This window comes from Microbacterium gilvum (assembly GCF_039543865.1).
In the GTDB taxonomy this organism is placed as follows: Bacteria; Actinomycetota; Actinomycetes; order Actinomycetales; family Microbacteriaceae; genus Microbacterium; species Microbacterium gilvum.
Map to the genome: position 1 here is coordinate 220,021 of NZ_BAABKO010000005.1, position 17,774 is coordinate 237,794.

The 17,774-nt window shown below is 70.7% G+C and carries 14 protein-coding genes; 12 read left to right on the top strand and 2 right to left on the bottom strand.

Annotated elements, in window-relative coordinates:
• Positions 1–40: 40 nt before the first annotated feature.
• Positions 41–1,543: a PucR family transcriptional regulator gene (locus ABD998_RS14135; protein ID WP_345440339.1), complete on the bottom strand. Its 1,503-nt coding sequence runs from the start codon at positions 1,541–1,543 to the stop codon at positions 41–43.
• Between the two features lie 84 nt (positions 1,544–1,627).
• Here ABD998_RS14135 and gabT point away from each other — a divergent pair, with 84 nt between their 5' ends.
• From gabT to ABD998_RS14165, 6 genes are read left to right on the top strand one after another with little or no spacing between them, the layout of a single operon-like run.
• Positions 1,628–2,980 (top strand): 4-aminobutyrate--2-oxoglutarate transaminase, encoded by a 1,353-nt coding sequence (gene gabT, locus ABD998_RS14140; RefSeq protein WP_345440342.1) that lies wholly within the window; start codon positions 1,628–1,630, stop codon positions 2,978–2,980.
• A gap of 31 nt (positions 2,981–3,011) precedes the next feature.
• Entirely contained in the window at positions 3,012–4,370 is a 1,359-nt protein-coding gene (locus tag ABD998_RS14145; RefSeq protein ID WP_345440345.1) for a flavin monoamine oxidase family protein, read from the top strand.
• Positions 4,367–5,227, top strand: a complete 861-nt coding sequence (locus ABD998_RS14150; RefSeq protein WP_345440347.1) for a universal stress protein — start codon at positions 4,367–4,369, stop codon at positions 5,225–5,227. Before ABD998_RS14145 ends, ABD998_RS14150 begins: the two co-directional genes overlap by 4 nt.
• 1 nt (position 5,228) lies before the next feature.
• The gene (locus ABD998_RS14155) at positions 5,229–6,764 is read left to right on the top strand and encodes an APC family permease (protein WP_345440349.1); all 1,536 of its coding nucleotides are present in this window, start codon (positions 5,229–5,231) and stop codon (positions 6,762–6,764) included.
• A 30-nt stretch (positions 6,765–6,794) separates the two neighbouring features.
• The gene (locus ABD998_RS14160) at positions 6,795–8,261 is read left to right on the top strand and encodes an NAD-dependent succinate-semialdehyde dehydrogenase (protein ID WP_345440352.1); all 1,467 of its coding nucleotides are present in this window, start codon (positions 6,795–6,797) and stop codon (positions 8,259–8,261) included.
• 11 nt (positions 8,262–8,272) lie between these two features.
• Positions 8,273–9,634 carry an NAD-dependent succinate-semialdehyde dehydrogenase gene (locus tag ABD998_RS14165; protein WP_345440355.1) on the top strand — a complete coding sequence of 454 codons (1,362 nt, stop codon included), beginning with the start codon at positions 8,273–8,275 and terminating at the stop codon, positions 9,632–9,634.
• 177 nt (positions 9,635–9,811) lie between these two features.
• Here ABD998_RS14165 and ABD998_RS14170 read toward each other — a convergent pair whose 3' ends face one another.
• On the bottom strand, positions 9,812–10,120 hold the full coding sequence (locus tag ABD998_RS14170; protein WP_345440358.1) for a helix-turn-helix domain-containing protein: 309 nt from the start codon (positions 10,118–10,120) through the stop codon (positions 9,812–9,814).
• Between the two features lie 182 nt (positions 10,121–10,302).
• On the opposite strand from ABD998_RS14170, the gene ABD998_RS14175 reads away from it, so the two are divergent.
• The 6 genes from ABD998_RS14175 (at position 10,303) to ABD998_RS14200 (ending at position 17,763) form a co-directional block, all read left to right on the top strand.
• On the top strand, positions 10,303–12,177 hold the full coding sequence (locus ABD998_RS14175) for an alpha-amylase family glycosyl hydrolase (protein ID WP_345440361.1): 1,875 nt from the start codon (positions 10,303–10,305) through the stop codon (positions 12,175–12,177).
• Between the two features lie 172 nt (positions 12,178–12,349).
• Positions 12,350–13,615, top strand: coding sequence for an ABC transporter substrate-binding protein (locus tag ABD998_RS14180; protein WP_345440364.1), 1,266 nt, complete (start codon positions 12,350–12,352; stop codon positions 13,613–13,615).
• A 1-nt stretch (position 13,616) separates the two neighbouring features.
• Positions 13,617–14,534 carry a carbohydrate ABC transporter permease gene (locus ABD998_RS14185; protein WP_345440367.1) on the top strand — a complete coding sequence of 306 codons (918 nt, stop codon included), beginning with the start codon at positions 13,617–13,619 and terminating at the stop codon, positions 14,532–14,534.
• Positions 14,531–15,352, top strand: coding sequence for a carbohydrate ABC transporter permease (locus tag ABD998_RS14190; protein WP_345440370.1), 822 nt, complete (start codon positions 14,531–14,533; stop codon positions 15,350–15,352). The genes ABD998_RS14185 and ABD998_RS14190 overlap by 4 nt, the downstream gene beginning before the upstream one ends.
• A 3-nt stretch (positions 15,353–15,355) precedes the next feature.
• Positions 15,356–16,714 carry a glycoside hydrolase family 13 protein gene (locus ABD998_RS14195; protein WP_345440373.1) on the top strand — a complete coding sequence of 453 codons (1,359 nt, stop codon included), beginning with the start codon at positions 15,356–15,358 and terminating at the stop codon, positions 16,712–16,714.
• Positions 16,711–17,763: a LacI family DNA-binding transcriptional regulator gene (locus ABD998_RS14200; RefSeq protein ID WP_345440376.1), complete on the top strand. Its 1,053-nt coding sequence runs from the start codon at positions 16,711–16,713 to the stop codon at positions 17,761–17,763. The genes ABD998_RS14195 and ABD998_RS14200 overlap by 4 nt, the downstream gene beginning before the upstream one ends.
• Positions 17,764–17,774 lie beyond the last annotated feature (11 nt).

Below are 17,774 nucleotides of genomic sequence, written 5' to 3' on the forward strand. Positions count from 1 at the left end.
CGCTATCGCGCCAGGGCCCGGCCCATGCGCGGCGATCCCCCTACCGGACGGCGAGCAGCGCGACCCAGATCTCGGCGCGCGCGGCGAACGAGCCGAGATCGCGGTCGAGCAGGCGCTCGGCGAGCCGCACGCGCGTGCGGACCGTGTGCCGGTGCACGCCCAGGGCCTGCGCCGCGTCGTCGAAGCGCGCATCGTGCAGCAGCCAGGCGCGCAGCGTCTCCACGAGCGACGTCCCGTGCGCCTCGTCATGGCGCGTGAGCGGCGCGAGCACCGTCCGCGCCACGGCTGCAGCGTCGGAGGAGAGCGCGTTCAGCACCCCGGCGGCCGCCACGGCGCCGAACCGAGAGACGCCGTCGCCGCGATCGCGGGCGATGCGCGCCTCCTCGAGCGCCGTGGGGAACGCCGCGAGCGGGCCGGGCTCGGAGACGCCCACCCGCAGGCCGAAGCGCGCGGGCAGCTCGTCGAAGGTCGTCCCCGATGCCGCCGACACCACCATGGCCGTCCCTCCCTCCGGGTCGCGCCCGTAGAAGAAGCTGCCGTGCTCGCGACCTGCGCGAAGCTCGAGGAACGCCCCCAGGGCGTCCGGCGACGCATCCGTGACAGCGACCATCACGGGCTCGCGGGGGAACCCTCCCCACGCGGCGTCGGCGATCCCTCCTGCGAGCGCGGCATCGCCCGTGAGGAGCGCCCGCACGACCCCCGCGCGCAGGGTGCCGCGCGCTGCCGCGAGCGCCTCGTTCTGCTCGAGCGCGAAGCCCGTCATCGCGACGACCGTCGTGACGACGCCGCGCGCCTCCTCGTCGAGGGCATCGGCGGCGACGGCGAGCACGCCGCGCAGGCTCCCGCCCGGTCCGAGCGTCTGCAGGACGACGGTCGTGCCGTCCGCGTGCACGACGCCCGCCGCGCTCGCCCCGCGGGCGAGCAGCGTCTCGGCCTCGCGACGCACGACCTGCGCGACGGGACCGGCGAGATCTCCGGATGCCCGGACAGGCGCCCCTGCGGAGTCGTACAGTCCCGTCCACGCCCCCAGCTGGCGCGAGAGCTCGGACACGGCCGCGCCGAGCCCGTCGCGGCGCAGCGCCGCGAGCGACACGGCGCGCTGGGCCGAGAGCGCCCATGTCCGCCGCGCGTACGCCTCGGCCGCGATCGCCTCCGCGACCGCGCGCGCGACGGCGATGAACGGCGTGCGGTAGGGCACCTCGAACAGCGGGACGCCGTGCGCAGCGCAGGCGGCGGCGAGGGGGTCGGGAATGCCGTCGCGCACCACCTCGGTGCCGAAGCCGAGAGCGACGACGCCGCGCACCGCCAGCCGTCGCACGTACGCGTCGTACTGCGCGTCGTCGTCTCCGGAGAACTGCGTGCCGGTCGTGAGCAGCACCATCTCCTCGGCGAGGAACGGCGTCGGATCGGCGAGGTCGGAGCTGTGCACCCATCGGATGGGCTGGGTCAGGTCGCGCGCGCCATCGGAGGACAGACGCAGGGCGAGATCTCCGCGGGAGAGCAGCGCGCGGAGCGTGGGAGCGGGAGGCGTCGTCGGCGACATCGTGTACAGAGAGTACAGGCGAATGCGCCAATCTGTACATCGCGGCGAATGCGCCGGTCGAGGGCGCGGTTCTACGCTCGCCGCATGAGCACCACGACCCCCGACATCGCCGTGGGCGGACCCGCCCTGCCGCAGGAGCGCCGCCTCGTCACCTCGATCCCCGGCCCGCGCTCGCAGGAGCTGCTGTCGCGCAAGGCGGAGGCGGTCGCCGCGGGCGTCGGCCACACGGCCCCCATCTCCGCAGTCGCGGCGGGCGGGGGAGTCGTCGTGGACGCCGACGGCAACTCGCTCATCGACCTCGGGTCGGGCATCGCGGTCACGACGGTGGGCAACGCCCACCCCAAGGTGGTCGAAGCCGTGCAGGCCCAGGTCGCCGCGTTCACCCACACGTGCTTCATGGTGTCGCCGTACGAGTCGTACGTCGCCGTCGCCGAGGCCCTCAACAGGCTCACCCCCGGCGACCACGCGAAGAAGTCGGCCCTGTTCAACTCGGGAGCCGAGGCCGTCGAGAACGCCGTGAAGATCGCGCGCAAGCACACCGGACGCCAGGCCGTCGTCGCGTTCGACCACGGCTACCACGGCCGCACCAACCTCACCATGGCGCTCACGGCGAAGTCGATGCCCTACAAGAGCGGCTTCGGACCGTTCGCGCCCGAGGTGTACCGTGCCCCCCTGTCGTACCCCTACCGCGACGGCCTCGCGGGAGCCGAGGCCGCGCAGCGCGCCATCTCGCAGATCGAGAAGCAGATCGGCGCCGACAACCTCGCCGCCGTCGTCATCGAGCCCATCCAGGGCGAGGGCGGATTCATCGTGCCCGCCGACGGCTTCCTCCCGGCCCTCGTCGACTGGTGCCGTGCGAACGGCGTCGTGTTCATCGCCGACGAGGTGCAGACGGGCTTCGGCCGCACCGGCGCGATGTTCGCGAGCGAGCACTTCGGCATCGTCCCCGACCTCATCACGACCGCAAAGGGCATCGCGGCTGGTCTCCCGCTCGCGGCCGTCACGGGGCGCGCCGAGATCATGGACGCGTCGCACGCGGGCGGCCTCGGCGGCACCTACGGCGGCAACCCGATCGCGTGCGCGGCGGCACTGGCCGCCATCGAGGCGTTCGAGAACGACGGACTCGTCGAGCGCGCCCGCGAGATCGGCGCGCTCCTCACTGAGCGCTTCACGGCGCTGCAGTCCGCCGACGCCCGGATCGGCGACGTCCGCGGGCTCGGCGCCATGATCGCCGTCGAGTTCGTCGACCCCGCGACGGGCGCCCCCGACGCCGCCCTCACGGGCGCCGTCGCGAAGGCCGCCATCGCTCAGGGCGTCATCGTCCTCACGTGCGGCACCTACGGCAACGTCATCCGCTTCCTGCCGCCCCTCGCGATCGACGACGCGCTCCTCTCCGAGGGCATCGACGTCGTCGCCGACGCGCTCGCCGCGGCCTGATATCCACCCGAGAAGTCCGAGGAGGACCGACATGACCGAGATCACGCGGGACGTCGTCATCGTGGGCGCCGGCGCGGCCGGCACCACGGCGGCGAACGAGCTGAAGAAGGCTGGCCTGTCGGTCGCCGTGCTGGAGGCGCGCGACCGCGTCGGCGGGCGGCTCTGGACCGACGTCGTCGAGGGCGCCACGCTCGAGATCGGCGGGCAGTGGGTGTCGCCCGACCAGGACGCCCTGAAGGAGACGATCGCCGAGCTCGGCCTCGAGACCTACAGCCGCTACCGCGAGGGCGAGAGCGTCTACATCGGGCCGGACGGCGAGCTCACCCGCTTCACGGGCGAGATCTTCCCCGTCGCGCCCGAGACCGAGCAGGTCATGGTCGCGCTCATCGAGAAGCTCGACGCCCTCACGGCCGAGATCGATCCGGCTGCGCCGTGGACCCATCCGCGCGCGACAGAGCTCGACACGATCTCGTTCGAGGAGTGGCTCGCGCGCGAGACCGACGACCAGGAGGCGCGCGACAACATCGCCCTCTTCATCGCGGGCGCCATGCTCACGAAGCCCGCCCATGCGTTCTCTGCTCTGCAGGCGCTGCAGATGGCGTCGAGCGCCGGCAGCTTCTCGAACCTCGTCGACGCCGACTTCATCCTCGACAAGCGCGTCGTGGGCGGTCTCCAGCAGGTCCCTCAGCTGCTCGCCGAACGGCTCGGCGCGGACGTGCACCTCGACGCCCCCGTGCGCACGCTGCGCTGGGGCGCCGACGGCGTCATCGCGGAGGCCGACGGCGTCACGGTGCGCGCCAAGTACGCGATCCTCGCGCTCGCGCCGGTCCTCTACGACCGCATCTCGTTCGTCCCGCCGCTGCCGCGCCGTCAGCACCAGATGCACCAGCACCTCTCGATGGGCTTCGTCATCAAGGTGCACGCCGTGTACGACCGTCCGTTCTGGCGCGAGCAGGGGCTGTCGGCGACGGCGTTCAGCCCGTACGAGCTCGTCCACGAGGCCTACGACAACACGAACCACGCCGATGAGCGCGGCACGCTCGTGGGCTTCGTCTCCGACCTCCACGCCGACGGCGTGTTCGAGCTGACGGCCGAGGAGCGCAGGGAGCGCATCCTCGAGTCGCTCTCGCACTACTACGGCCCCGCGGCGAAGGATCCCGTCGTCTACTACGAGAGCGACTGGGGCACGGAGGAGTGGACGCGCGGCGCCTACGCCGCGAGCTTCGACCTCGGCGGCCTGCACCGCTACGGCAAGGACCAGTCGGCGCCCGTCGGTCCGATCCACTTCGCCTGCAGCGACCTCGCGGGGCTCGGCTTCCAGCATGTCGACGGGGCCATCCGGATGGGCCGACTGGCCGCCGCCGACATCGTCGAGCGGTCGAGGTCGTGACCGCCCCGTTCGTCGTCGGCTACACGGCGACAGCGGCCGGCGCCGACGCGGTCGCGCTCGCGGCGCGGCTCGCCCGCGCGACGGGCGCCGACCTCGACCTCGTCATGGTGCTGCCCGACGGCAGCGCGCTGCCCGACGCCTCGTACGAGGAGCACGTGCGCGCCCAGGCGCGCGACTGGCTGCGCGAGGCGGCGGCGGCCATCCCCGCCGACGTGCGCCACAGCGGGCACGTGCGCGTCGCTGAGTCGTTCGCGGAGGGCCTCGTCGGGGCCGCGCGCGAGTTCGGCGCCTCGCACATCGTCGTGGGCGCGGCCAACGGAGGGCTCCGCGGCCGGCACCGGCTCGGCTCCGTCGCGAGCGAGCTGCTGCACTCGTCGGATGTGCCGGTCGTGCTCGCGCCCGCCGGCTCGGCCGAGAGCACGGAGCCGCTGTCGCGCGTGACCGCGGCCGTCGGAACGCGCCCGGGTGCGGATGCGCTCGTCGACGAGGCCGTCGCGCTCGCCGCGACGGCCGGCGTCCCGCTGCGGCTCGTCTCGCTCGTCACGGTCGACCTGCCCGCGGGGCTGGACACCTCGGCCATCCGCGTCGTCGGATCGTCGCACGCCGACGACGTGCTCGGTGCGGCGCGGGCGGAGCTGCCCACGGGCATCCCCTCCGACGTCGTCGTCGCGGAGGGCGACAGCATCGAGGACGCCGTCGCGCACCTCGACTGGCTGCCCGGCGAGGTCGTGCTCGTCGGCTCGAGCCGCCTCGCGCGCCCCCGATTCCTGTTCCTGGGCTCGACCGCGGCGAAGATGCTGCACGAGCTGCCCGTCCCCATGATCGTCGTGCCCCGCACGCGCCGGGAAGAAGACTGACATGCCCGAACGCAACGCCGTGTCCGACCCCGTCACGACGGGGATCTCCGCCAAGGGCCTCAGCGCCGGAACGCTCGGCCTCATCGGGGCCGTCGTCCTCGGCATCTCCACCGTCGCCCCCGCGTACACGTTCACCGCCGCGGTGGGACCCACGGCGTCGGAGGTGGGGACGCAGGTGCCCGCCATCATCCTCGTGGGCTTCATCCCGATGCTGCTCGTCGCGTTCGGCTACCGCGAGCTCAACCGCGTCATGCCCGACTCCGGCACGTCGTTCACGTGGGCGACGCGCGCGTTCGGGCCGTGGATCGGATGGATGTGCGGCTGGGGGCTCGTCGCGGCGACCATCCTCGTGCTGTCGAACCTCGCGGGCATCGCGGTCGACTTCCTCTTCCTCCTCATCAGCCAGATCACGGGCGACGCGTCGATCGCCGATCTCACGCTCAATCCGTTCATCAACGTCGGCGTGTGCCTGCTGTTCGTGCTCGCGGCGACGTGGGTGTCGTACCGCGACCTGCAGACCTCGCAGCGCCTGCAGTATGTGCTCGTCGGCTTCCAGGTCGTCGTGCTCGTCGTGTTCGCGGTCACGGCGATCACGCGCGCCACCTCGGGCGACGCGTTCGACCCGACGCCCTTCGACCTCGGATGGTTCAACCCCTTCGCCGTGCCGTCGTTCAGCGCCGCGGTCGCCGGCCTGTCGCTGTCGATCTTCATCTTCTGGGGCTGGGACCTCGTGCTCACGATGAACGAGGAGACGAAGAACCCCGAGAAGACGCCCGGACGGGCCGCGACCGTCGTCGTGCTCGTCATCGTCTTCCTCTACCTGCTGCTCGCCGTCGCGATGATCATGTTCGCGGGCGTCGGCGACGGGGAGCTCGGCCTCGGCAACGCCGACATCCAGGGGAACGTCTTCTTCGCGCTGTCGAACCCGATCATGGGCTCGCTCGGGTTCCTCGTCTCGCTCGCCGTGCTCACGAGCTCGGCGTCGTCGCTGCAGGCCACGTTCGCCTCGCCGACGCGCACGATGCTCGCGATGGGCCACTACGGCGCGCTCCCGAAGAAGTTCGCCGCCGTGCACCCCCGCTTCTTCAGCCCCGGCTACGCCACGATCGTCGCGGCGATCGTGACGGGCGCCTTCTACGCCGTCATGCGGTTCCTCAGCGAGAACACCCTCTGGGACACCATCCTCGCGCTCGGCATGCTCATCTGCTTCTACTACGGCCTGACCGCCTTCGCGTGCGTCTGGTACTTCCGCAGGCAGTGGTTCGACTCCGTGCGCAACGTGTTCTTCATGCTGCTGTTCCCCCTCGTGGGCGGCGTCATCCTCGCCATCCTCTTCGTCGTGACGCTCGTCGACACGATGGACCCCGCCTACGGCAGCGGATCGGAGATCGGGGGAGTGGGCCTCGTGTTCGTCCTCGGGATCGCCGTCATCGCCGTGGGCATCGTGCTCATGGTCGTGCAGGCCGTGCGCCACCCGGCGTTCTTCAAGGGCGCCGTGCTCACCATGGACGCGCCGCCCAGCCTGCGGCGCCGCTGACCGGATCGACCCAGAGAGTAAGGAGCCGACATGGCGAACGAGCACGAGAGCGCGCTGCTGGCGCGCGTGGAGACCCGTCTGTTCATCGGCGGGCAGTGGGTGGATGCGCCAGAGGGGAAGACCTTCGACGTCCACGACCCCTCGACGAACGAGGTCATCGCCCGCGTGGCGGACGCGACGGCCGACGACGGCACGCGTGCGCTCGACGCGGCGGTCGCGGCGCAGGACGCGTGGGCGGCGACCGCCCCGCGGGTTCGCAGCGACATCCTGCGCCGAGCGTGGGAGCTCGTCCAGGAGCGCAAGGAGGACATCGCCCTCCTCATGACGCTCGAGATGGGCAAGCCCCTCGCGGAGGCGCGCGGCGAGGTCGCCTACGGCGGCGAGTTCCTGCGGTGGTTCAGCGAGGAGGCCGTGCGCATCACGGGCCGCTACGGCCTGAACCCCGAGGGCACGGGGCGGATGGTCGTGTCGCAGCGGCCCGTCGGCCCCTCCTTCTTCATCACGCCGTGGAACTTCCCGTTCGCGATGGCGACGCGCAAGATCGCGCCCGCCCTCGCAGCCGGGTGCACGGTCGTCATCAAGCCGCCGCAGCTGACGCCGCTCACGACGCTGTTCTTCACGCAGCTGCTCGTCGACGCCGGCGTGCCCGACGGCGTCGTGAACGTCGTCACGTCCGCCTCGTCGCGGCGCGTGTCGGCGCCCATCATCGCCGACCCGCGGCTGCGGAAGCTGTCGTTCACGGGATCGACCGAGGTCGGCCGCCAGCTCATCGCGCAGGCGGCGGAAGGCGTGCTGCGCGTGTCGATGGAGCTCGGCGGCAATGCGCCGTTCGTCGTGTTCGAGGACGCCGATCTCGACAAGGCCGTGGAGGGCGCGCTGGCGGCGAAGTTCCGCAACATCGGCCAGGCGTGCACGGCGGCGAACCGCTTCATCGTGCACTCCTCTGTCGCCGACGAGTTCGCGAAGCGCATCGCCGCGCGCGTCGACGCCATGACGATCGGCCGCGGCACGGAGGAGGGCGTGGCGATCGGCCCGCTCATCGACGCCGACGCCGTCGCGAAGGCCGACGAGCTCGTCGTCGACGCCACCGAGCGCGGGGCCACCCTGCTCACGGGCGGCGAGAAGCTCGACGGGCCCGGCACGTTCTACGCGCCCACCGTGCTCACGGGCGTCACCGCCGGCAGCGCCATCCTGCGCGAGGAGATCTTCGGCCCCGTGCTCGCGATCGCGACGTTCGAGGACGAGGACGAGGCCGTGCGCCTCGCGAACGACACCGAGTACGGCCTGGTGTCGTACGTGTACACGCAGGACCTCGCGCGCGGTCACCGCATGATCGACCGGCTCGAGACCGGCATGATGGGCCTCAACGCCGGGGTCGTGTCGAACGCGGCGGCCCCGTTCGGCGGCGTCAAGCAGTCCGGCGTCGGCCGCGAGGGCGGGCTCGAGGGCATCCACGAGTACCTCTCCACCAAGTACACGCTCATCCCGAACGACTGACCGGAGGCACCATGAGCGACTACGCCGTCGTCGACCCCGCAACGGGCGAGACCGTCGCCGAGTACGACACCTTCACCGACGCGCAGATCGAGGAGGCGGTGACGCGCGCCGCCACGGGGTTCGCGTCATGGTCGGCGCTCCCCGTCGACGAGCGGGCCGCGGCCATCCGCCGTGTCGCAGAGCTGCACCGCGAGCGCCGCGACGCGCTCGCGGCGACGATCGTGCGCGAGATGGGCAAGCCCCTCGAGGCGGCCCTCGGCGAGGTCGACTTCTCGGCCGACATCATCGAGTACTACGCCGACAACGCCGCCGCCATCACGGCCGATCAGCCGCTCGACATCCTCGGGGAGGGGACCGCGGTCATCCGCCGGTCGCCTCTCGGGGTGCTGTTCGGCATCATGCCGTGGAACTTCCCCACCTACCAGGTGGCGCGGTTCGCGGCGCCGAACCTCGTCATCGGCAACACCATCATCCTCAAGCACGCTCCGCAGTGCCCCGAGTCGGCTGCCGCCCTGGAGGAGATCTTCCGCGACGCGGGGCTGCCGGACGGCGCGTACGTCAACGTGTACGCGACGAACGAGCAGGCAGCGGCGATCATCGCGGACCGGCGCGTCCAGGGCGTCTCGGTGACGGGCTCCGAGCGCGCCGGATCGGCCGTCGCGGCGCTCGCCGGGCAGCACCTCAAGAAGGTGGCGCTCGAACTCGGCGGGTCCGACCCGTTCATCGTGCTCTCGGCCGACGACCTCGACGCGGTCGTGCAGGCCGCCGTGGACGCGCGGCTCGACAACAACGGCCAGGCGTGCAACGGCGCCAAGCGGTTCATCGTCGTCGACGGCCTGTACGACGACTTCCTCGCGAAGTTCGCGAGCGCGATGCAGGCGGCGAAGGTCGGCCATCCGCTCGAGGAGGAAACCGTGCTCGGACCGCTGTCGTCGCTCGCCGCGGCGGAGCGCCTGCAGCAGCAGATCGACACCGCGGTCGCGCAGGGCGCGACGCTCGTCACGGGCGGGCGGCGCGACGGGGCGTACTTCCCCGGAACCGTGCTCGCCGACGTCACGCCCGAGATGGACGTCTACCGCGAGGAGCTCTTCGGCCCTGCCGGCGTCGTCTACCGCGTCGCCGATGAGGACGAGGCCGTCCGTCTCGCGAACGACACCCCGTTCGGCCTCGGCTCGTACGTGTTCACGACCGACGCCGAGCAGGCGCAGCGCGTCGCCGACCGCATCGAGGCCGGCATGGTCTACGTCAACCTCGTGCTCGCCGACAGCCCGGAGCTGCCCTTCGGCGGCGTGAAGCGCAGCGGCACCTCGCGCGAGCTCGGGCTCCTCGCGGCGGACGAGTTCGTGAACAAGAAGCTCATCCGGGTGGCATAGGCGACGCGCCGTTCGTCGCGTTTCGGGGCGAACGGCGCGCCGGTCGCCGCGTTTCGGGGCGAACCGGTGAGTCGGTTGCCGCGTTTCGGAGCGAACCGGTGAATCGGTCGCCGCGTTTCGGAGCGAACGTCGCTTCGATTGCCGCGTTTCGGGGCGGATGGCGGCTGCAGAGGCCGTTCAGGCCCTGTCGCGCGGCCGTCGGCGGTACCGTTCTCGATCCGAGTGGCGGTATGGGCGATGCCGCTCGGGGAGATCGGCCGCGCGGATGCCGGTCACGAGCTCCTCGACATCGACCTCGAGCGCCTCCGCCAGCTGCAGCAGCGTGAAGAGCGTGGGGTTGCCCGTCCCCTTCTCGATGCGCTGGAGGTGCGACAGATCCAGATCGGCGCACTCCGCGAGGGCGCTCGCCGACAGCGACGCCCTCGTCCGGATCCCGACGATCCGGTCGCCGAGGATGCGCGATGCGTGAGCAGGAACGTCATCCACGTGGCCCAGCCTCCTCGCTCCGCCGCGCGCAGTCCAGCTCGAGAGGACGGCGGAGAGAGCCCGCTTGCTTCTGAGCCACGGCTTCGACGCCGTTGCGGCCTCGTTCTCATGCGGTGTTGTATCGAGACACTGAACGGTGCACTCCTGCGGCCGGTGCGCCATGAGAAGGAAGAGTCACGATCGTGGAACTCATCACCTCAATGTGCCGCGAACGCGCACGGCGCCTCGTACGATCCGTGCTCGCGGGATCGCTCGCAGCCGGGCTGGTCGCCGGGGCGCTTCTCGCGACCCCCGCGCCGGCGGCGACGGCCGCGGTCTCGCCCGGACCCCTGGAAGAGGGCGACGTCATCTACCAGGTGCTCGTCGACCGGTTCCATGACGGCGACCCGACCAACAACGACTCCGGGCACGGAGAGTACGATCCGTCGGACCTCGGCTTCTACCATGGCGGCGACTGGGCGGGGCTCACCGAGAAGCTCGGCTACATCGCCGATCTCGGCGTCACGGCGATCTGGCTCTCGCCGGTCTCCGCGCAGGAGCCGGTGTCTCGCGACGGCAACGAGGGCAGCTATCACGGCTACTTCACGCACGACTTCGCGACGCCCAACGAGCACTTCGGCGACACGGTCGAGCTGCAGGAGCTCATCGACACGGCTCACGACCTCGGGCTCAAGATGATCCTCGACGTCGTCCCCAACCACACGGCCGACTACCTCGCCGGCACGTCGACGACGTACGTGCCGTCGACGTACGCTCCGGCGGCCCCGCTGAACGACCCGTCGCTCTACCACCATGCCGGCGACTGCCTCTTCGACGGATCCGAATCGCAGACGCAGATCGAGAACTGCGACCTCGGCGGCCTCGACGATCTCGACCAGTCCGACCCTGCGGTGTCGGCCCACCTCATCGACACCTACCGCGACTGGGTGGACCTCGGCTTCGACGGCATCCGTGTGGACGCCGCGCGGTCGGTCCCCAAGGACTGGCTGGCCGACTTCGAGGCGGCGATGGGCGTGCCGACATTCGGCGAGGTCTTCGTCGGCGATGTCGACTACGTGTCCGAGTACCAGGACTACCAGTGGGGCGTGCTCGACTTCCCGTACTTCTTCGACGTCCGCGACGCCTTCGCCGCCGACGTCGACATGAACACGCTGGGCGATCTCTTCGACCAGGACGTGAAGTACGCGAACCCGAATCGGCTGGAGACGTTCCTCGACAACCACGACCGTGCGAGGTTCCTGACATGGGCGGACGACAACTACCAGCGTCTGCGCTCCGCCCTGAGCTTCCTGCTCACGAGCCGGGGCATCCCAGTGATCTACTACGGCACCGAGCAGGCGGATGACGGGAACGGCAACGCGGGCGAGGTGCCGATCGCGAACAAGGACAACCGCAAGGACATGGAGTCCTTCGATCAGACGGGCTCGGTCTACACGCTTATCCAGAGGCTGACGTCGCTCAAGGCCGCCTACGAGCCGCTGCGGACGGGTGTGCAGCGCGAGATGTGGTCCGACACGTCCTTCTACGGCTTCTCCCGACGGGTCGACGCCTCGGGCGAGGAGACGATCACCCTCTCGACGAACGCATGGGACGCGCAGACGCGGACCATCCCGCTGCGTGCCGAGAGCACGATCCCCGTCGGCGCGGTGCTCACCAACCTCCTCGACACGACAGAGACCACGACGGTGGTCGCGGGCGGCGTGACCGGCAAGCAGATCGTCGTCACGCTCGACGAGCACGAGACCGCGGTGTTCGCGCCGGGTGCACCGGTGTCGACGTACGAGCCCGCCGAGCGCACCACGACGACGATCCGCGTGCACTACGACGCCGGTGTCGGGAACTCGATCGCGATCCGCGGAGACGAGTATCCACTGTCCTGGACGGCGGGCCGCGGCGCGCGAAACATCTCGAGCGGCGTCTGGGAGTGGGAGATGGAGCGCGTCCCCGAGGGCGAGCTGTTCGAGTTCAAGGTCCTCCTGAACGACGCGACGTGGTCGACCGGTGCGAACTTCACCGGCACGGGCGGGGAGGTGATCGACGTCTATCCGACCTTCTGACGTCCACGGCTCCGCCGGGGTCGCACACCACTCCCGGTGCCGGCGGACGCGAGCGCCCGGCTGCGGCCGGGCGCTCGTGCACGCGGAACCTGCTCTTGAACTACCGCATATAAGCCTGTAGTTTATCGGTTCAGTAGACGGTAAAACCGCCGTCGAGATCCGAGAGGCGAAGATGCTCCGCTCACGTTCCGCCGGCGCCGCTGCCGGCATCCTCCTTCTGATCCCCCTTGCCGCATGCTCGCCGGCAGACCCCGCAGCCGACGGCGCCGTCCCGGTCAGCGTCTGGCACTACTGGGATGGCGCGAACGCCGACGCCTTCGACGCCCTCGTCGACGAGTACAACGCCTCGCAGGACGACGTGGTCGTCTCGACGTCGAGCGTTCCCAATGCCGACTTCCTGACGAAGGTGCGTGCGGCCGCGACCTCGCGCACTCTCCCCGACATCGCGATCGGCGACCTGGTCTGGGTTCCGCAGATTGCGGAGATGGGAAGTCTCGCCGACCTCTCCAGCGCTCTGCCTGATGACCGCCTCGACGATCTGCTCCCCGCCTTGACCGACTTCGGCACGATCGGCGGCGAGCTCCTGTCGGTGCCCGTGAGCGCCAACAATCTCGCCTACATGTACAACCGCACGGTCTTCGAGCAGGCGGGGCTCGACCCGGACGATCCGCCGCAGACGTGGGACGAGCTGCTCGACGTCGGCGAGACCATCCTCGAGCGGACGGGACTGCCGGGGTACGACCTCTTCACGGAGGCGGGGGAGAGCGGCGAAGGCCTCACCTGGAACTTCCAGGTCTCGCTCTGGCAGGCCGGCGGCGAGTTCCTGACGGAAGACGGCAGCGCCGCGGCCTTCCACACCGCGGAGGGCGCAGAAGCCCTCCAGTTCTGGGTCGACCTGATCGAGTCGGGGGTGAGCCCCTACGCACGGTGGGGCGAGTTCGAGAAGGGGCAGGGCGGGTCAGCACAGGAGGGGTCGTGGATGGTCGGCATCTGGGCAGCCGACCCGCCGTTCGACTTCGCCACGGCTCCCCTCCCGATTCCCGCCGACGGCGTCGCGGCGACGAACCTCGGCGGCGAGCAGGCGATGGTCTTCGCGCAGGACGACGCGCGCACCCAGGCATCGGCCGACTTCCTCGCCTGGTTCCTCGAACCGGATCAGGTGATGTCCTGGAACCAGGCCACGGGGATGCTGCCGGTGACGCAGTCCGTCGCGCAGAGCGCCGAGTACCTCGCGTGGGTGGACGAGAACCAGCCGCTGCTGCGGCCGTTCATCGAGCAGATGCCCGATGCCCGGACGCGACCCCACATCGCCTCGTATCCCGCGGTCTCGCTCGCCTTCGCACAGGAGATCGAACGCGCGCTCGCGGGCGAGGTCGACGTCGAGACGGCGCTCGCGTCCGCCGAGGCCGCCGTCAACGACGTCCTCGCCGAGGACTGACGTGTACGTCGCGTCGCGGCGCGCCCCCGCGCGCCGCCGTCGACGGTACGCCGCCGACGAGCTGCGCGCCGCAGCGCTGTTCCTCAGCCCTGCCCTGGTCGTGCTGGCGGTGTTCGTCCTGTATCCCATCGCGGACGCGGCACGCATCAGTCTGACGGACTGGGACGGCTTCTCGCCGGAGTCGACGTTCATCGGGCTCGGCAACTACGCGCGCCTTGCGGGAGACGAGGAGTTCTGGAATTCGCTCGGCGTGACGGTCGTGTACGGCTCCGGCGTCACGCTGCTGAGTATCGCGAGCGGGCTCGCCGTGGCCCTGCTCCTCGACGCGCCGTTCCGAGGCAGGGGTTTCTATCGCGGGATCTACTTCCTCCCGACGGTGACGTCGTCCGTCGCGGCTGCCGTGGTGTGGCGGTACATGCTCGACCCCGCCGGATTCGTCAACGGCGTGCTCGCCCACCTGGGTCTCGAAGGACGGGACTGGCTGCAGGAGCGCTGGTCGGCGCTCGCGGCGCTCATCCTCCTGACCGTCTGGAAGAACGTCGGACTCAACGCGATCCTCTATCTGACCGCCCTCCAGACGCTCCCGGCGAGCGTGTACGAGGCGGCGCAGCTCGACGGAGCATCGGCGTGGCAGCGCTTCCGACGCATCACCTTCCCGCTGCTCGCCCCGATGACGTTCTTCGTCGTGATCCAGGCGCTCATCACGTGCTTCCAGGCCTTCGACCTCGTCTACGTCCTGACGGGCGGCGGGCCGCGGGGAGGCACCGAGGTGCTCGGCATGTTCATGTACCGCGAGGCCTTCCGGCTGGGCGACTTCGGCTACGGCGCGGCGATTGCGTTCGTCACCCTCGCGCTCGTGCTCGGCGTCTCTCTCGTGCAGGCCAGGGTCTCCGGGGCCCTGCGAACGGGGGAGTCATGAGCGGGCGCGTCGGGACGCTCGTCGCGCGTCACGCCGCCCTCCTCGCCGGGGCCGTCGTCGTCGTCGCGCCGTTCCTCTGGATGTTCACGACCTCGCTTCAGACCCGCGCCGAGACGTACACGGCGTCATCGCTGCTGCCGACGTCATGGCACTGGGAGAACTACCTCGTCGCCTGGAACGCGGCGCCGTTCGCCCGCTACTACCTCAACACGATTCTCATGGCGGCGGGGATCGTGATGGGCCACCTCGTCCTCGATGCGCTCGCCGCCTATGCGTTCGCGCGATTCCGGTTCCCGTTCCGACGGACGCTCTTCACGATCCTCCTGGCCGCGCTGCTGGTCCCGACGTTCGTGACCGTCATCCCGGCGTACACGATCGTCGCGCAGCTCGGCTGGATCGACACCTTCGCCGCGCTCGTCGTCCCCCGGCTCGCCGACGTCTTCGGGATCGTCCTCCTCCGCCAGTACTTCGCCTCGCTCCCGATCGAGATCGAGGAGGCGGCGCGGATCGACGGGTGCAGCAGAGCGGGCACCTTCGTGCGGATCGTCGTGCCGCTGGCACGGCCCGCGTTCGCGACGCTCGCGATCTTCAGCTTCCTGTTCGCCTGGAACGACTTCCTCTGGCCGCTGCTCGTGACGAACTCCGACGATGCGCGCACGATCCAGATCGGCCTGGCGGCGTTCCAAGGGCGCTACGCGACGTCGTGGAACCACCTCATGGCCGGAACCCTCACGGCGACGCTGCCGAGCGTCGTCGTCTTCATGATCTTCCAACGAGCGCTCGTGCGCGGCTTCGCCGCCAGCGGGCTGAAAGAGTGACACATGACCGAGCTGCACACGCCGGACTGGCTCGCCGACGCGATCTTCTATCAGATCTTCCCCGACCGGTTCGCGAACGGCGACCCCGGGCTCGATCCGGAGGGGGTCGTCGCGTGGGACGCGGCGCCGACGCCCGACAACTTCTTCGGCGGCGATCTCGCCGGCATCGTCTCCCGGCTCGACCACCTCGTCGAGCTGGGCGTCACCGCGCTGTACCTCACGCCCGTCTTCGAGGCGCGCACCAATCACCGCTACGACGCCGTGGACTACTTCCGGATCGACCACCGCCTCGGCACCCTCGACGACTTCCGGCGGTTCCTGTCCGCCGCGCACGATCGCGGCATCCGCGTCGTCCTGGACGGCGTCTTCAACCATGCCGGGGTCGGGCACGCCGCCTTCCGCGACATCGTCGAGCGGGAGGAGGAGTCCCGGTGGGTCAACTGGTTCTCGGTCGAGGGCTTCCCCGTCGTCTCCCACCCCGTCCCGAACTACCGCACGTGCTCCGGCTGCTGGTACCTGCCGAAGTGGAACGTGCACAATCCGGAGGTGCGGGCGCACCACCTCGCCGTCGCCCGTCACTGGATCGCGGAGGGCATCGACGGATGGAGGCTCGACGTGCCGTACTTCGTCCAGCGCGGCTTCTGGCGGCAGTTCCGGGAGGTCGTGAAGGGTGAGAGCGACGACCTGTACATCGTCGCCGAGGAGTGGCGCGATCCGGACGAGTGGCTGCGCGGCGACATGGCCGACGGGACGATGAACTACACGCTGCGGGATCTCATCCTGGGCTTCACCGCCGATGGGAGCATCGACGCGTACGCCTTCGCTGCGGGCGTCGAGGCACTGCATGCCCGCATCCCCGAGCCGGCGCGCCCCGCGATGCTCAACCTGCTCGGCAGCCACGACACCGAGCGCGTCCTGACGCGGCACGGAGACGACGTGCCGGCACTCCTGTGCGCCTACGCCCTGCTGTTCGCCGCGCAGGGGGCACCCATGATCTACTACGGCGACGAGGTCGGCCTCCGCGGAGCGAACGATCCGGGCTGCCGCGGAGGCATGGTCTGGGACACGGCCCGCTGGGAGCCCGCCATCCACGAGGCGGTCGTCCGCTGGACGTCGCTCCGCCGCCGGCTCGAATCGCTCCGCCGGGGAGCGCAGCGCGTCGTGGCCCTCGCCCCCGATGTCGTCGCCGTCACGCGGGCGCACGCCGACGAGGTGACTGTCGTGGTGGTGAACCGCGGCACCGCCGCCTTCGCGATGACACGCGACGAAGCCGAGCGGCACGGTCTGCGATTCGTCGGCGAGGACGGCCTCCGGGTACCCGGGCGGGGTAGCGTCGTCTCCGTGGACGGAGTGATCGAATGAAGACGGGACGCGTGACGATGCGCGATGTCGCCGCGCGCGCGAACGTCTCCAAGACGGCCGTATCGCTCGCCTTCAACGACTCGTCGCGCCTCTCCGAGTCGACGCTCCAGCACATCCTCGCGACCGCCAGCGAGATGGGCTATGCGCAGGACCCGGCGGCTCGGATGCTGCGGACCCGCCGCACGAACAGCCTGGGGCTGCTCCTTCCGCAGCAGCTCGACCGAGTGCTCGAGAACCCGTACTACTCGCAGTTCCTGCAGGGCGTCGGGCAGACCTGCAATCAGGAGGGATACACGCTCCTCCTGGCGCCGCCCCTGCGGGGATCCATGCTCAAGAGCATCCCCTACGCCGCGGTCGACGGCTTCATCGTCAGCGGACTCGAGTACGACAGGGGAGAGGTCAGTGCGCTCCGCCAGCGCGGCATCCCGTTCGTCCTCGTCGACAGCGAGGAGCACGAGGGAGTCGCCTCGGTCGAGATCGACGACGCGGCGGGGATGGAGACGCTCGTGCGCCACCTCCTCGATCTCGGTCATCGCCAGATCGGCATCGCGGCGCTCGAGACGGGTGACGAAGGCCCCTGGGAGTCCTGGCGCGGGCCGGTGCTCCGGCGGATGCAGGGAGCCGTCGCGGCCCTGCGTGCGGGGGGAATCGACGTGGACGCGCCCGGGATCCATGTCGTCCAGGTGGCCTGCACCCGCGAAGGCGGCAAGAGCGCATTCGACGAGCTCTGGTCGGCGCCGGAGCGCCCGACGGCCATCGTCGCGTTCAGCGACGTCATCGCGCTCGGCGTCCTCGACGCGGCGAAGCAGGCCGGAGTGGCGGTGCCGGCCGACCTGTCTGTGACGGGGTTCGACGACCTCACCGAGGCGCAGTGGTCGCAGCCCTCGCTCACGACCGTGCGGCAGCCGATCGCGAGCAAGGGGAGGCTGGCGGCGGAGTTCCTCGTGGAGGCGATCGCCGCCGACGAGGGCGCGGTGACGCGGCGTCAGCACAGGCTGCACACGACGCTGCTCGTCCGCGAGTCGGCCGCGGCGCCGCGGCCGGCCTGACCGGCGCCGCC

Bases quoted from the DNA above. Each gene is read 5' to 3' on its own strand.
- ABD998_RS14145 (WP_345440345.1), top strand. From the start codon at position 3,012: ATGACCGAGATCACGCGGGACGTCGTCATCGTGGGCGCCGGCGCGGCC.
- ABD998_RS14180 (WP_345440364.1), top strand. From the start codon at position 12,350: ATGCTCCGCTCACGTTCCGCCGGCGCCGCTGCCGGCATCCTCCTTCTG.
- gabT (WP_345440342.1), top strand. From the start codon at position 1,628: ATGAGCACCACGACCCCCGACATCGCCGTGGGCGGACCCGCCCTGCCG.
- ABD998_RS14160 (WP_345440352.1), top strand. From the start codon at position 6,795: ATGGCGAACGAGCACGAGAGCGCGCTGCTGGCGCGCGTGGAGACCCGT.
- ABD998_RS14200 (WP_345440376.1), top strand. From the start codon at position 16,711: ATGAAGACGGGACGCGTGACGATGCGCGATGTCGCCGCGCGCGCGAAC.
- ABD998_RS14135 (WP_345440339.1), bottom strand. From the start codon at position 1,543: ATGTCGCCGACGACGCCTCCCGCTCCCACGCTCCGCGCGCTGCTCTCC.
- ABD998_RS14165 (WP_345440355.1), top strand. From the start codon at position 8,273: ATGAGCGACTACGCCGTCGTCGACCCCGCAACGGGCGAGACCGTCGCC.
- ABD998_RS14190 (WP_345440370.1), top strand. From the start codon at position 14,531: ATGAGCGGGCGCGTCGGGACGCTCGTCGCGCGTCACGCCGCCCTCCTC.
- ABD998_RS14195 (WP_345440373.1), top strand. From the start codon at position 15,356: ATGACCGAGCTGCACACGCCGGACTGGCTCGCCGACGCGATCTTCTAT.
- ABD998_RS14155 (WP_345440349.1), top strand. From the start codon at position 5,229: ATGCCCGAACGCAACGCCGTGTCCGACCCCGTCACGACGGGGATCTCC.